The sequence below is a fragment of the Serratia sp. JUb9 genome, from assembly GCF_014298095.1.
Lineage (GTDB): Bacteria > Pseudomonadota > Gammaproteobacteria > Enterobacterales > Enterobacteriaceae > Serratia_B > Serratia_B rhizosphaerae.
In genome coordinates, this window is the sequence record NZ_CP060416.1 from 4,039,989 (window position 1) to 4,054,094 (window position 14,106).

Sequence of the window (14,106 nt, forward strand, 5' to 3'; positions counted from 1 at the left end):
CAAGTTTCAGCTGCCATGTTTCAATTTTCAGCTTGTTCCAGATTGTTAAAGAGCAAATATCTCAAACATGACTCGCAAGCCAGTTTTGAGATATCGTTTGATACCGTCTTTCACCCGATATCAGCAAGTGGCGTCCCCTAGGGGATTCGAACCCCTGTTACCGCCGTGAAAGGGCGGTGTCCTAGGCCTCTAGACGAAGGGGACACGAAATTTGCTTAGCGAATCACTGATTCGCTAATTTCGTGTAAGGGCGAGATTTTCCCAGGAAAATCGAGCGACAGTGTTATTTGTCACCGTACCCCCAACGCATCGACGCTTTGCTCGTTCTTTTCATCAGACAATCTGTGTGGACACTGCACAGTCAGGATATCTTTAGGTAAGGAGGTGATCCAACCGCAGGTTCCCCTACGGTTACCTTGTTACGACTTCACCCCAGTCATGAATCACAAAGTGGTAAGCGCCCTCCCGAAGGTTAAGCTACCTACTTCTTTTGCAACCCACTCCCATGGTGTGACGGGCGGTGTGTACAAGGCCCGGGAACGTATTCACCGTAGCATTCTGATCTACGATTACTAGCGATTCCGACTTCATGGAGTCGAGTTGCAGACTCCAATCCGGACTACGACGTACTTTATGAGGTCCGCTTGCCTTCGCAGGTTCGCTTCTCTTTGTATACGCCATTGTAGCACGTGTGTAGCCCTACTCGTAAGGGCCATGATGACTTGACGTCATCCCCACCTTCCTCCAGTTTATCACTGGCAGTCTCCTTTGAGTTCCCGGCCGAACCGCTGGCAACAAAGGATAAGGGTTGCGCTCGTTGCGGGACTTAACCCAACATTTCACAACACGAGCTGACGACAGCCATGCAGCACCTGTCTCAGAGTTCCCGAAGGCACCAAAGCATCTCTGCTAAGTTCTCTGGATGTCAAGAGTAGGTAAGGTTCTTCGCGTTGCATCGAATTAAACCACATGCTCCACCGCTTGTGCGGGCCCCCGTCAATTCATTTGAGTTTTAACCTTGCGGCCGTACTCCCCAGGCGGTCGATTTAACGCGTTAGCTCCGGAAGCCACGCCTCAAGGGCACAACCTCCAAATCGACATCGTTTACGGCGTGGACTACCAGGGTATCTAATCCTGTTTGCTCCCCACGCTTTCGCACCTGAGCGTCAGTCTTCGTCCAGGGGGCCGCCTTCGCCACCGGTATTCCTCCAGATCTCTACGCATTTCACCGCTACACCTGGAATTCTACCCCCCTCTACGAGACTCTAGTCTGCCAGTTTCAAATGCAGTTCCCAAGTTAAGCTCGGGGATTTCACATCTGACTTAACAAACCGCCTGCGTGCGCTTTACGCCCAGTAATTCCGATTAACGCTTGCACCCTCCGTATTACCGCGGCTGCTGGCACGGAGTTAGCCGGTGCTTCTTCTGCGAGTAACGTCAATGTAGTGCCGTATTAAGACACTACCCTTCCTCCTCGCTGAAAGTGCTTTACAACCCGAAGGCCTTCTTCACACACGCGGCATGGCTGCATCAGGCTTGCGCCCATTGTGCAATATTCCCCACTGCTGCCTCCCGTAGGAGTCTGGACCGTGTCTCAGTTCCAGTGTGGCTGGTCATCCTCTCAGACCAGCTAGGGATCGTCGCCTAGGTGAGCCATTACCCCACCTACTAGCTAATCCCATCTGGGCACATCCGATGGTGTGAGGCCCGAAGGTCCCCCACTTTGGTCCGAAGACGTTATGCGGTATTAGCCACCGTTTCCAGTGGTTATCCCCCTCCATCGGGCAGTTTCCCAGACATTACTCACCCGTCCGCCGCTCGCCGGCAAAGTAGCAAGCTACTTTCCGCTGCCGCTCGACTTGCATGTGTTAGGCCTGCCGCCAGCGTTCAATCTGAGCCATGATCAAACTCTTCAATTAAAAGCTTGATTCGCTAAGTTAATAGCTGTTGCTCAAAGATTTACTGCATGAATTTTACTTCAGTTAGTCACTCTTCAAGACTTGATATTTTTTGCATCCGAGGATGCTGGATATCGCCTTGTGAGTGCCCACACAGATTGTCTGATAAATTGTTAAAGAGCATCGCCGGAGATAATTCTCATCGGCGCGGGCTGCGTATACTACGCTTTTCGCCCGGAGAGTCAAGCGTTTATTTCGCTTTCTTCTCGCTGACCCGGCGGCTTGTCAGTCGTTGTTCCCGGTCAGTGGAGGCGCATTATAGGGAGTTCTCAGAACGCCGCAACCCCTAATTTCAAAAAAAATGCCAACCGCACAAAAAACACGCGATATTGCCATTTTAGGATATTTATTAGGCAAAAAAGGGACTTTTTTGCCCCTCTTCAGTGACAACCCCGACAAAACCGCCAAAAAGAAAAGGAGCGGTTACCCGCTCCTCTTTATAGATACCACTCACGCCCTTTACTGTTTGGCGACAATATGGTCGTTTTCCACGTCCAGCGTCACCGGTTTGCCGGGCACCAGCTCACCGGAAAGGATTTGCTGCGCCAGCGGATTCTCAATCTCCTGCTGGATAGCGCGTTTCAACGGACGTGCGCCATAGACAGGATCGTAACCGGTCTTGCCAAGCAGCTCCAACGCCGGCTCGGTGATGGTGACTTCGTAACCGCGCTCTTCCAGACGTTGATACAGACGATCCAACTGAATCTTGGCGATAGCGGCGATGTGTTTTTGCCCCAGCGGGTGGAATACCACAACCTCATCTATACGGTTGATGAATTCAGGACGGAAGTGATGTCCCACCATTTCCATCACCGATTCTTTCATCTGCGCATAGTTCATCTGGCCAAAGTGTTCCTGAATCAAATCAGAACCCAGGTTAGAGGTCATGATCACCACGGTATTACGGAAGTCGACGGTACGCCCCTGACCATCCGTCAGGCGACCATCATCCAGCACCTGCAGCAGAATATTGAACACGTCCGGGTGCGCCTTTTCCACTTCATCCAACAGGATGACGGAATAAGGACGACGGCGGACGGCTTCCGTCAGGTAGCCCCCTTCTTCATAACCAACATAGCCCGGAGGCGCACCCACCAGCCGAGAGACCGAGTGTTTCTCCATAAACTCGGACATATCGATACGCACCATCGCGTCGTCGCTGTCGAACAGGAACGATGCCAACGCTTTACACAGTTCGGTTTTACCCACCCCGGTCGGGCCGAGGAACAGGAAGGAACCGATCGGCCGGTTCGGGTCAGACAGGCCGGCACGGCTGCGGCGAATCGCATTGGATACCGCGCTGACCGCTTCATCCTGACCAATCACCCGTGAATGCAGCTCTTGCTCCAAACGCAGCAGCTTATCGCGCTCGCCTTCCAGCATGCGCGCCACCGGAATACCGGTCGCTTTGGCCAACACCTCGGCGATTTCCGCATCCGTCACGCGGTTACGCAGCAGCTTCATGGTCTTGCCTTCAGCCTGCGTTGCCGCCGCCAGCTGTTTTTCCAAATCAGGGATCTTGCCGTATTGCAGTTCGGACATCCGGCCCAGGTCGCCGACGCGACGCGCCTGTTCCAGCGAGATCTTCGCCTGCTCCAGCTCAGCCTTGATATTCTGCGTGCCGGAGAGGGAGGCTTTTTCCGCTTTCCACTCTTCTTCCAGTTCAGAATATTCACGCTCTTTCTGTTCCAGTTCGGTGCTGAGCATTTCCAGCCGTTTCTTACTGGCGTCGTCCGACTCTTTATTCAGCGCCTGCTGCTCCAGCTTCAGTTGGATAATGCGGCGCTCCAGACGGTCGAGCGATTCCGGTTTGGAATCCATCTGCATACGGATGCTGGAAGCGGCTTCATCGATCAGGTCGATGGCCTTGTCCGGCAACTGGCGGTCAGAAATATAGCGGTGCGACAACGTTGCCGCGGCCACGATCGCTGGGTCGGTGATCTGTACGTGGTGGTGCAGTTCATAGCGCTCTTTCAAGCCACGCAGGATCGCAATGGTGTCTTCCACGCTCGGTTCCGCCACAAAGACTTTCTGGAAACGACGTTCGAGCGCCGCATCCTTCTCTATATACTGACGGTATTCGTCCAGCGTCGTGGCCCCAACGCAGTGGAGCTCACCGCGCGCCAGCGCCGGCTTCAGCATATTACCGGCGTCCATCGCGCCGTCGGCCTTACCGGCCCCGACCATGGTGTGCAGTTCATCAATAAACAGAATGACGCTGCCTTCCTGTTTGGCGAGATCGTTCAGTACGCCTTTTAAGCGCTCTTCAAACTCGCCGCGGTATTTGGCGCCGGCAATCAACGCGCCCATATCCAACGACAGCACGCGTTTGTTCTTCAGACCTTCCGGCACTTCACCGTTCACAATACGTTGTGCCAGCCCTTCGACGATCGCGGTTTTACCCACGCCTGGCTCACCAATCAGCACCGGGTTGTTTTTGGTACGGCGCTGCAGCACCTGGATGGTGCGGCGGATTTCCTCGTCACGGCCGATTACCGGGTCAAGCTTGCCCTGCTCAGCGCGTTCGGTAAGGTCGATAGTGTATTTTTTCAATGCCTGACGCTGATCTTCAGCCCCTTGGTCTTCCACGCTGTCACCACCCCGCATTTGGTCAATTGCCTTGCTGATTTTGTCGCCCGTTGCGCCGGCGGCTTTCAGCAGTTCGGTCAGGGTGCCGCGATCTTCCAGCACCGCCAGAACGAATAATTCGGAAGAGATAAATTTGTCGGCGCGCTTCTGCGCCAGTTTGTCGCACAGGTTCAGTACACGCACCAGTTCATGGGACGGCTGTACGTCACCACCGGTACCTTCAACCTGCGGCAGGCGCGATAGTGCCTGTTCGATGTCAACACGCACGCGACCGGCATCAATACCGGCAGACGTTAATAAAGGACGAACCGAGCCCCCTTCCTGATTGAGCAGCGCGCTCATCAGATGTAACGGTTCGATAAATTGATTGTCGTGCCCAAGGGCGAGAGACTGGGCATCGGCGAGGGCCAGCTGGAATTTGTTGGTAAGACGATCCAGACGCATAACACCTCCAATATGGTCAAAATTGCTACTGGAGATTAAATGAGGTCATTCCTCAAATTTTCAAGGTTATTTCGACACTATATTATCGGTACTACGTTATGCGTCAGTGGATCGTCCTAATTCAATAGGTTATATCAGCCAGATTAAACTTGCCAGACGTCCGGTTATGCCATCGCGCCGATAGGAAAAGAAATCGCTCTTTTCGCTAACGGTACAGCGGTCACCGCCGTAAACGGCGTTGATGCCGGCGCGTTGCAGTCGCTGGCGCGCCAGCAGATAAATATCGGCAAGATATTTCTCCCCGAATGGGGTAAAGGCCCGCTCGGCAAGCGCATCCGCAGCGATAAACGCCGTCCGCACCTCAGCACCGACCTCAAACTGCCGCGGGCCGATCGCCGGCCCCAGCCAGGCGCTGATCTCGCCCGGCTCGGCATAAAACTCGGCGATCGTCTGCTCCAGCACGCCATGGCACAACCCGCGCCAGCCGGCATGGGCGGCGGCCACTTCGTCGCCGCGACGGGAGCAAAACAGCACCGGCAGACAATCCGCCGTCATCACCGCACACACCTGCCCCGGCTCACGGGTATACACCGCATCGGCCTGCAGATCGTCCGGCGTCTGCCCGTTAAGGCGTACCACCCGCGTACCATGCACCTGGTCCAGCCAGTGCGGCATCTGCGGCAGGCCGGCGACTCTCACCAGGCATTCCCGGTTTTGCTGTACCGACTGTGGCCGGTCGCCGACGTGCATGCCGAGATTCAGGGAATCATAAGGCGGCAGGCTGACTCCGCCCCGGCGGGTGGTGCTGCAGGCCTGAACGCCTTGCGGCAACGGCCAGTCGGGCAGAATCAACGTCTCCATCACCAATCCATCTGGTCTTTAAATTCTTCGGTATCCGCTTTCAGCGCGTCGATAAGGTCGACCATATCCTGCGGCAGCGGCGCATGCCACTCCATCTGGATGCCGCTGATCGGATGATACAAACGCAGCATGGTGGCATGCAGCGCCTGACGGTCAAAACCGCGCAGGGTATGGATAAACGCGTCCGATGCGCCTTTAGGCGGACGCGGACGGCCGCCGTACAGCGGATCGCCTACCAGCGGGTGGCTGATATGCGCCATATGTACGCGAATCTGGTGCGTACGCCCGGTTTCCAGCCGCAGCCGCAGCCGCGTATGCGCGCGGAAGTGCTCCATAATGCGGTAATGGGTTACCGCCGGTTTCCCCATCGGATGCACCGCCATGTGGGTACGTTTGGTGGAGTGGCGCGCAATCGGCTCCTCCACCGTACCGCCGGCGGTCATGGTGCCAATCGCCACCGCTTCATACTCGCGGGTAATATCACGCGCCTGCAGCGCTTCCACCAGGCGCGTCTGCGCCGGGACGGTTTTGGCGACCACCATCAGGCCGGTGGTGTCTTTATCCAGACGGTGCACAATGCCAGCACGCGGTACGTCAACAATCTCGGGATAGTGGTACAGCAAGGCATTAAGCACCGTGCCGTCCGGGTTGCCTGCCCCCGGGTGCACCACCAGATCGCGCGGCTTGTTGATCACCAGAATATCCCCGTCTTCATAGACGATATCCAGCGGGATGTTCTGCGGCTCCCAACGCGCTTCTTCTTCAATCTGCGCATCAATGGCGACCGTCTCTCCTCCCAGCACCTTCTCTTTCGGTTTGTTTATCGTTTTGCCGTCGACCTGCACCCGATCTTCCAAAATCCACTCTTTTATGCGAGATCTTGAATAATCAGGGAACAATTCGGCCAAAGCCTGATCTAAACGTTGTCCGAGTTGAGATTCGGCCACCGTTGCGGTGAGTTGTACTTGTTGTGCCATATGCAGCTTCTTCGTTAACGTTGGGTTTTCACGGCGATGCCGTTTAATATAATGTGCTATTGTAACTGGTCTTTGTCGGGAGCTTAACGGACAGTCTCCCGGAATAACACCCTGAGGATAATCAAAACGTCATGACGCGTATGAAATATCTGGTGGCTGCAGCCACGTTGAGCCTGGCGCTGGCAGGTTGCTCCAGTTCCAAGGATGCGGTTCCCGACAACCCGCCTTCGGAAATCTATGCTAACGCCCAGCAAAAACTGCAGGACGGTAACTTCAAGGGCGCGATTACGCAACTCGAAGCGTTAGACAACCGCTATCCATTCGGGCCTTACTCCCAGCAGGTACAGCTCGATCTGATCTATGCCTACTATAAATCGGCCGATCTGCCGCTGGCGCAGGCGTCTATCGATCGCTTTATCCGCCTTAACCCGACGCACCCGAACATCGACTATGTGATGTATATGCGCGGGCTGACGGATATGGCGCTGGATGACAGCGCGCTGCAGGGCTTCTTCGGGGTCGATCGTTCAGACCGCGATCCGCAGCACGCCCGTGCCGCGTTCCGCGACTTCAGCCAGCTGATTCAACAGTATCCGAACAGCCAGTATGCGACCGACGCGCAAAAGCGTCTGGTGTACCTGAAGAACCGTCTGTCCAAGTATGAGCTGTCAGTGGCGGAATACTACACTAAACGCGGTGCGTACGTCGCGGTTGTTAATCGCGTCGAGCAGATGATGCGTGAATACCCGGATACCAAAGCGACCCGCGATGCGTTGCCGCTGATGGAAAATGCGTATAAGCAGCTGCAGCTGAACAGCCAGGCGGACAAAGTGGCGAAAATCATCGCCGCCAACCGCGCCTGATGCTTCCTGCACAGCAGAAAGACAAAACGGCAGCCCAGGGCTGCCGTTTTTTTGGCGTACTCTTAACGGATGATGACAAATACGCCAGTCAAAACACGGCGTTAGCAAAGAACTTTCATCGGTTAACCTATCGATAATGCGCCATTACGCACCAAGACTCAAGCGCCAGTTAACAGTTTCCGAAAGCAAATCACAGATTGAACTAACTTTGCAAAAAGTGACAAAAAAAGGCGATTTTCGTCGCCCATTTACGCCAAAACGGGGGTATGCTGAATTTATCCAAAGACGGAAAGACAAGAGAGGTAAGTCATATGACAATCAACATTACCAGCAAACAAATGGATATCACCCCCGCAATCCGTAGTCATGTCGAAGACCGTCTCACCAAACTGGATAAATGGCAGGCCCAACTGATTAACCCGCATATCGTGCTGTCCAAAGAGCCGAAAGGGTTTGTGGCCGACGCCACCATCACCACGCCGAATGGCCCGCTGGTTGCCAGCGCCAAACATGAAGATATGTATACCGCCATCAACGAGCTGATCGCCAAGCTGGAACGCCAACTGAACAAGGTGCAGCACAAGGGTGAAGCACGCCGCGCCTACGCCAGCGTGAAAGATATCGTGCCGGAAGCGGCGCCGGAGCAAGAATCCTAATATCAGGCCTGTGCCACATCAAACGCGCCTCCCGGCGCGTTTTTTGTCTGCCGGTTTTTATTGACACAGGGAAAAGCCTGCGGTTACTTTAAAACCTGTTGGCAACAGACTTGGATACCCAAATGCAACGCACACCGTTTTTCTTCGCATTCTTTTTTACCTTCCCCTGATTGGGAGGCGTTTCGTCGTGTGATAAAGAATGCGAAGACGAACAGCAAAGCCTCCTGGAGACAGGGGGCTTTTTTTATGACTATTAGAAAAACATAAGGCACAACTGATTATGACCGATAACCCGTTACTGGTGCTGCGCGAACGCATCAGCGCGCTGGATCTGAAGCTGCTGGCGCTGCTGGCAGAGCGCCGTGAGCTGGCACTGGAAGTAGGAAAAAGCAAACTGCACTCTCACCGCCCGATCCGTGATAAAGAACGCGAGCGCGATCTGCTGGATGCGCTGATTGCCGCCGCCAAGCCTTATGACCTCGACGGCTTCTACGTCACCCGCCTGTTCCAGCTGATTATCGAAGACTCGGTGCTGACCCAGCAGGCGCTGTTGCAGCATCAGCTGAACCAAACCAGCCAGCATTCCGCGCGCATCGCCTTCCTTGGTCCTAAAGGCTCCTATTCGCATCTGGCGGCACGCCAGTACGCCGCGCGCCATTTCGACCAGTTAATCGAACACGGCTGCCAGAAATTCCAGGACATCTTCACCCAGGTTGAAACCGGCCAGGCGGACTACGCGGTGCTGCCGATTGAAAATACCAGCTCCGGCTCCATCAACGACGTGTACGATTTGCTGCAGCACACCAGCTTGTCGATCGTCGGCGAACTCACCAATCCGATAGACCATTGCGTACTGACCACCGGCAACGGCACGTTGGATCAGATTGAAACCGTCTACAGCCACCCGCAGCCGTTCCAGCAATGCAGCCAGTTCATCAGCCGTTATCCGCACTGGAAAATCGAATACTGTGAAAGCACCGCCGCGGCGATGGAGCAGGTCGCCAAACTCAATTCACCAACGGCCGCCGCGCTCGGCAGCGAAGCCGGCGGCGCGCTGTATGGCCTGCAGGTGTTGGAACATAACCTGGCCAATCAACAGCAAAATATCACGCGTTTTATCGTGCTGGCGCGCAAGGCCATTGATGTCTCCGAGCAGGTGCCGGCGAAAACCACGCTGATCATGGCGACCGGCCAGCAATCCGGGGCTTTGGTGGAGGCGCTGCTGGTGCTGCGCGAGAACGGCATCATCATGACCAAGCTGGAGTCGCGCCCGATCAACGGTAATCCGTGGGAAGAGATGTTTTATCTTGATGTGCAGGCAAATATCCGCTCAGAGGCGATGCAGAAAGCGCTGCAGGATCTGACGCCAATCACCCGCTCGCTGAAGGTGCTCGGCTGTTACCCCAGCGAAAACGTGGTACCGGTCAATCCTTCCTGATACGCGTAAAAAACCACCTGCTTAGCAGGTGGCATTGATTTCGCCCCAGAGGGGCGTACTAAAAGCCCTACAATTAGTCTCTGCCTGTTCTGAACGATTTAATTCCAAAGACAATAAGGCAAAGCCAAAACCTGTTGCTGACCACCTCCATAGGAGGTGGTGTTCATGCAGGGATAAAAAAGGTCTGGCGAATGCCAGACCTTGTTCTTTCACCAAGATGTTTAGCGACGGCTGTCGTTCGCCTGACGCAGCAGTGAGCGGCTCTCAACCAGGAAACGCTGGGCGTAATCGCCAAACCAGTGCTCAACCTTGCGGAAACTGTCGATAAACGCCTGTTTATCGCCCTGCTCCAGCAGTTTGATCGCCTCGCCAAACCGGGTGTAGTAGCGTTTAATCAGCTGCAGGTTGTCGCCTGAAGACATAATAATGTCAGCGTACAGCTGCGGATCCTGCGCAAACAGCCGCCCTACCATCGCCAGTTCCAGGCGATAAATCGGTGATGACAGCGCCAGCAACTGCTCCAGTTGCACATTCTCTTCTGCCAGATGTAGTCCGTAAGCAAAGGTGGCGAAGTGACGCAGCGCCTGAATAAACGCCATATTCTGGTCGTGCTCCACCGCGCTGATGCGGTGCAGTCTGGCGCCCCAGACCTGCAGCTGTTCCAGCAGCCACTGGTACGCCTCCGGCTGACGGCCGTCGCAGTACACCACCACCTGCTTGGCTACGCTGCCGACATCCGGCCCGAACATCGGGTGCAATCCCAATACCGGCCCGCTATGCGCCGTCAGCATCGCCTGCAGCGGCGGATTTTTCACCGAGGCCAAATCCACCAGAATACAGTCATCCGGCAGCTTGGGCAGACGGCCAATCACCTGCTCCGTTACGTGGATCGGCACGCTGACGATCACCATCCCGGCATCGCTGAGCAGGCTTTCCGCCTGCGGCCAGTCCTGCTGATCCAGTACTTTGACCTGATAGCCGGACAGCGTCAGCAGGCGGTTGAACAAACGCCCCATCTGCCCGTTACCGCCGATAATCACGATAGGCCGCAGCTGCGGGCACAGCGTTTTAAAGCCTTTGTCGTTTTCGCTGGTGTAGGATTCACGCATCACGCGGCGCAAAATATCCTCAATCAAATCCGGCGGTACGCCGAGCGTTTCCGCCTCCTGCCGGCGTGACGCCAGCATGGCCGCCTCCCGCTCGGGAACATAGACCGGCAAGCCGTAGCGGCTTTTTACTTCTCCCACTTCCGCCACCAGATGCAGGCGCTTTGCCAGCAGATCCAACAGCGCCTTATCCACCTCGTCGATTTGATCGCGTAATGCGGTCAGTTCAGCCACCATAACTTGCTACTCTCCAGTGCGGGCCATCAGCGCGGCGCCCAGTTGCTGATGCATATCACGCAGCAGCGTTTCCGTGCTTTCCCAGTCAATGCAGGCATCGGTCACGGACACGCCGTAGCGCATCTCCGCGCGCGGTTGTTCGGAGGACTGATTGCCTTCATGCAGGTTGCTCTCCAGCATAATGCCAGTAATTGAGCGGTTACCCGCGTTAATCTGCTCAACCACGGAAGCGGCAACCGCAGGCTGACGACGGTAATCTTTATTTGAGTTGCCGTGACTGCAATCTATCATCAGGGACGGGCGGAGTCCCGCATCGCGCATCTGTTTTTCACAGGCGGCGACGTCCTCCGGGCCGTAGTTCGGCGTTTTACCGCCGCGCAAAATCACATGGCCGTCCGGATTACCCTGCGTCTGCAGCAGGCACACCTGTCCGGCCTGATTGATGCCGACAAAGCGGTGCGGCATTGCAGCAGCGCGCATGGCGTTAATGGCCGTACTCAGGCTGCCGTCGGTGCCATTCTTAAAGCCGACCGGCATCGACAGGCCAGAGGCCATTTCACGGTGGGTCTGAGATTCGGTGGTGCGTGCGCCAATCGCCGACCAGCTGAACAGATCGCCCAGGTATTGCGGGCTATTCGGATCCAGCGCTTCGGTCGCCAGCGGTAATCCCATTTCCACCAGATCCAACAGCAGACGACGTGCAATATGCAAACCGGCTTCAACGTCAAACGAACCGTTCATATGAGGATCGTTGATCAGGCCTTTCCAGCCGACGGTGGTTCTCGGTTTCTCAAAGTAGACGCGCATAACGATATACAGCCGATCGCTCAAGTCGGCCGCCAGTGCTTGCAAACGACGGGCGTAGTCCAGCGCCGCATCAGGATCATGGATAGAACACGGCCCGCAGACCACCAGCAAACGGGGGTCGCGCCCCTGCAGAATATCGGCGATGGTTTTGCGCGCCGTGGCGATTTGGGCCTCATCCGCCACGCTAAGCGGGAATTGATTCTTCAGTTCTTCCGGCGTAATCAAAACCTGTTCTGCACTGATGTGCACGTTGTTGAGCGCGTCTTTTTGCATGGTGATATGTCCTGTCGTTTGCCGTTATGCATAAATGAAGTAAAACATTGAGCGTTTCGAGGACTACCTTACCACGCATTGTAAAGTTTTCAATCCATTGCGTGTAAATAAAAAATTACCACCCAGATTGGCGCGAGATAATCAATAAAAAATACATAAATAACAACAAAATAAAAAATAAAAACAAAACAACAAATGACATAGGACAAGAATAAAAACACCATAATGTAAATAAAAAATTACACCTTTTCTAAGACCGAGCGCTCAGACGGCACTTAAATGCCATAGCCCCGCCACGCCATTTCAGACAATGTAAAAACACTGGCGCCACAAACAACAACCCGTTGATTTTCAATAATTACACATTATTACACTGATAAAAATCGCGCTATTCCCTTATAAATATTGAGCTATCTCAGGGTTCTGTCTGCGCAATTCATGAATGATGGCAGAAACGGCCAATACCTCTTTCCGGTTAGCTTGCGGTCAACGCTAACGTCGGCGGCAAAGGTAATAAGCCGGGCCTCTCTTTTTCAGCGAAGGAACCCGCATGATAACTCTGGAATTCGGCATCATCATTGCTTGTTTATTGGTCGGCACGCGCTATGGCGGTATGGGGCTGGGATTAATCAGCGGTGTCGGTATCTTTGTGCTGTGCTTTGTCTTTGGGCTGCAGCCGGGCAAGCCGCCTATTGATGTGATGCTGACCATTCTGGCGGTAATCGGCTGTGCCTCGGTACTGCAAACCGCCGGAGGACTGAACGTATTGATGCAATATGCCGAACGTCTTCTGCGCCGGCACCCTCAGCATATTACGCTGCTCGCGCCGTTCACCACCTGGATGCTGACATTTCTGTGCGGTACCGGCCACGTGGTATACACCATGTTCCCGATCATCGGCGATATCGCGCTGAAAAAAGGCATCCGCCCGGAACGCCCGATGGCCGTGGCCTCGGTCGCCTCACAAATGGCCATCACCGCCTCGCCGGTTTCCGTCGCCGTCGTGTCTCTGGTATCGATTATCGCCGCCGGGCACGGTATCGGCCGCGCCTACTCCCTGGTGGAAATCCTGGCGGTTTCCATTCCCTCGTCTTTGGTTGGCGTGCTGATCGCGGCGCTCTGGAGCCTGCGCCGCGGTAAAGATCTGGAGCACGACGCCGATTTTCAGGCGCGTATCAGCGATCCTGAACAGCGCGCCTATATTTACGGCGCCGGCGAAACCCTACTGGACCAGCGTTTTGCCAAATCTGCCTATGCATCAACCCTGATCTTTTTTGCCGCAATCGCCGTCGTGGTCTTGCTCGGTGCCTTCTCTGAACTGCGTCCGGCCTTCGCCGTCAAAGGCGTGATGAAGCCGCTATCGATGAACCTGGTAATTCAAATGATGATGCTGATTGCCGGCGCCGTCATGCTGATCGGCTGTAAGGTCAAGCCAGGCGATATCGCCAACGGCGCGGTGTTCAAGGCGGGTATGGTCGCCATTTTCTCGGTATTCGGCGTCGCCTGGATGAGCGACACCTTCTTCCAGGCGCATATGGGAGATTTAAAACTGCTGCTTGAAGACGTGGTTAAAAGCCAGCCCTGGACTTACGCCATTGTGCTGTTTCTGGTATCGAAATTGGTTAACAGCCAGGCCGCCGCGCTGACCGCCGTTGCACCGATGGCGCTGCAGTTGGGCGTCGAGCCGAAAATGCTGCTGGCGTTTTTTCCGGCGGCCTACGGTTACTTCGTATTGCCGACCTACCCCAGCGATCTGGCCTGTATCGGCTTCGACCGCTCAGGGACGACGCGCATCGGGAAATTTATCATCAACCACAGTTTTATCCTGCCGGGGCTGATTGGCGTTTCATCCGCCTGCGTAACCGGCTACCTGCTGGTTACGACCCTGCTGTAAGAG

Annotated in this window: 10 protein-coding genes, 1 tRNA gene, 1 rRNA gene and 1 other annotated feature; of the genes, 5 read left to right on the forward strand and 7 right to left on the reverse strand. The window is 55.1% G+C overall.

What is annotated here, in order from left to right; all coding sequences use genetic code 11:
• Positions 1–128: 128 nt before the first annotated feature.
• The 5 genes from HF675_RS19115 to rluD all read right to left on the reverse strand — a co-directional run bounded on the left by HF675_RS19115 (position 129) and on the right by rluD (position 6,829).
• A tRNA-Glu gene (locus tag HF675_RS19115) sits at positions 129–204 on the reverse strand.
• A gap of 173 nt (positions 205–377) precedes the next feature.
• Positions 378–1,919 (reverse strand): 16S ribosomal RNA (locus HF675_RS19120).
• Positions 1,920–2,417: 498 nt separating this feature from the next.
• Positions 2,418–4,991 (reverse strand): ATP-dependent chaperone ClpB, encoded by a 2,574-nt coding sequence (gene clpB, locus HF675_RS19125; protein ID WP_105229880.1) that lies wholly within the window; start codon positions 4,989–4,991, stop codon positions 2,418–2,420.
• 129 nt (positions 4,992–5,120) lie between these two features.
• The gene (yfiH, locus tag HF675_RS19130) at positions 5,121–5,852 is read right to left on the reverse strand and encodes a purine nucleoside phosphorylase YfiH (protein WP_187043591.1); all 732 of its coding nucleotides are present in this window, start codon (positions 5,850–5,852) and stop codon (positions 5,121–5,123) included.
• A complete protein-coding gene (gene rluD, locus HF675_RS19135; RefSeq protein WP_105229878.1) occupies positions 5,852–6,829 on the reverse strand; it encodes a 23S rRNA pseudouridine(1911/1915/1917) synthase RluD in 978 nt (325 codons plus the stop codon). Before rluD ends, yfiH begins: the two co-directional genes overlap by 1 nt.
• Before the next feature lie 131 nt (positions 6,830–6,960).
• On the opposite strand from rluD, the gene bamD reads away from it, so the two are divergent.
• From bamD to pheA, 4 genes are all read left to right on the forward strand, one after another.
• A complete protein-coding gene (gene bamD / locus HF675_RS19140; protein ID WP_015671036.1) occupies positions 6,961–7,692 on the forward strand; it encodes an outer membrane protein assembly factor BamD in 732 nt (243 codons plus the stop codon).
• Between the two features lie 311 nt (positions 7,693–8,003).
• Positions 8,004–8,348 carry a ribosome-associated translation inhibitor RaiA gene (gene raiA, locus HF675_RS19145; RefSeq protein ID WP_105229877.1) on the forward strand — a complete coding sequence of 115 codons (345 nt, stop codon included), beginning with the start codon at positions 8,004–8,006 and terminating at the stop codon, positions 8,346–8,348.
• 121 nt (positions 8,349–8,469) lie between these two features.
• Positions 8,470–8,596 (forward strand) — a sequence feature (Phe leader region).
• Positions 8,471–8,518, forward strand: a complete 48-nt coding sequence (pheL, locus tag HF675_RS19150; protein ID WP_102024999.1) for a pheA operon leader peptide PheL — start codon at positions 8,471–8,473, stop codon at positions 8,516–8,518. Its footprint overlaps the feature before it by 48 nt.
• Before the next feature lie 32 nt (positions 8,597–8,628).
• Positions 8,629–9,786 (forward strand): bifunctional chorismate mutase/prephenate dehydratase, encoded by a 1,158-nt coding sequence (pheA, locus tag HF675_RS19155; RefSeq protein ID WP_105229876.1) that lies wholly within the window; start codon positions 8,629–8,631, stop codon positions 9,784–9,786.
• 221 nt (positions 9,787–10,007) lie between these two features.
• Here the strand turns inward: pheA and tyrA are convergent, their stop codons facing one another.
• Together tyrA and HF675_RS19165 are read right to left on the reverse strand one after the other, a co-directional pair.
• A complete protein-coding gene (gene tyrA, locus HF675_RS19160) occupies positions 10,008–11,129 on the reverse strand; it encodes a bifunctional chorismate mutase/prephenate dehydrogenase (RefSeq protein WP_111737690.1) in 1,122 nt (373 codons plus the stop codon).
• Positions 11,130–11,135: 6 nt separating this feature from the next.
• Complete coding sequence (locus tag HF675_RS19165; RefSeq protein WP_105229874.1) at positions 11,136–12,209, reverse strand: 3-deoxy-7-phosphoheptulonate synthase; 1,074 nt, start codon at positions 12,207–12,209, stop codon at positions 11,136–11,138.
• Positions 12,210–12,759: 550 nt separating this feature from the next.
• Here HF675_RS19165 and HF675_RS19170 point away from each other — a divergent pair.
• Entirely contained in the window at positions 12,760–14,103 is a 1,344-nt protein-coding gene (locus HF675_RS19170; RefSeq protein WP_187043592.1) for an anaerobic C4-dicarboxylate transporter, read from the forward strand.
• Positions 14,104–14,106 lie beyond the last annotated feature (3 nt).